This is a genomic window from Mesorhizobium sp. M2A.F.Ca.ET.067.02.1.1, from assembly GCF_004023285.1.
Taxonomy (GTDB): domain Bacteria; phylum Pseudomonadota; class Alphaproteobacteria; order Rhizobiales; family Rhizobiaceae; genus Mesorhizobium.
This window is the reverse complement of record NZ_RZSB01001252.1, coordinates 1-893: the sequence shown is the minus strand read 5'-3', so window position 1 is coordinate 893 and position 893 is coordinate 1. Positions and strand designations below refer to the sequence as shown.

Genomic DNA, 893 nt, shown 5'->3' with positions numbered 1-893 from the left:
AACTGATGCCGCTCGACGCCATTTTCACGCTCGAGGAGGAAACCGGCCGCGTCGACATGAGCGAGGCGATCGCTTCCGCGCGCGGACGGCGATTTGCGGACGTCGAGGCCACGCCCGCCAACGGCTCTGTCATGGCGGCGCATGCCGAGACGGTGGTGCGCATGGGCGAGTTGATGACCGAAGGCGCCTTGGCCTTCGCCGACGGCCAGCTGACCCCGGCCGAAAGCGCGCGCATCGACCGGGCGCTGTCCAAGGTTGAGCAGGGCATCGACGAATACCGGAAGATCCTCGCCGGCGCCAAGGCCGCCGGCGGCCTGAAGGTCGTGCCCGGCGGCAACTGATCGGCTTCAAGAGTTTTCCCTTTCCAGTTCAGTGCCTGCGCCAGGCCATGGCGTTCATCAGACCGGATACGACCATGGCCCGCATGCGGCACGGTTTCCTGCTCTCCTCTTGTGCTGTCGGCGCCGCGATCGCGGCGTTTGCGCTCGGCGTCGTCGGTGTCGCGACGAAGGCATTTCCGCACGATGCCGCGCCGACGCCGGCGCTGCCGCTAGGCTGGTCCTATCCCTTCGCCTGCTGCGCCAATTACGACTGCGAGGCGGTGCCGGAGAGTTCGGTGATCGAGGGCGCGCGCGGCTACGAGATCCGCAAGACCGGCGAGCTGATCCCGATGTCGGACAAGCGGGTGAAGGATAGCCCCGACGGGCAGTTCCACTGGTGCGCGCACCGCGCCGCCGACGGCCGCACCATCTGCCTGTTCGTGCCGCCGAGGAGTTATTGATGGGCGCTGCTGTCTTTTCGCCGGACGAGCTCGGCCGCGCCGACCAGTTCTTTCGCTTCTCGGTCCGCTGCGACCGGGCGACCAATGCACGCCTCGAAGCGGCCGCGTGTGC

2 protein-coding genes are annotated in these 893 nt (G+C 67.7%); both read left to right on the top strand.

What is annotated here, in order from left to right:
* Positions 1–341: hypothetical protein (locus tag EOA28_RS39370; RefSeq protein WP_189342417.1), on the top strand; the 341-nt coding region annotated here is incomplete at its 5' end.
* 83 nt (positions 342–424) lie between these two features.
* Positions 425–781 carry a hypothetical protein gene (locus EOA28_RS37125; protein WP_245501700.1) on the top strand — a complete coding sequence of 119 codons (357 nt, stop codon included), beginning with the start codon at positions 425–427 and terminating at the stop codon, positions 779–781.
* Positions 782–893 lie beyond the last annotated feature (112 nt).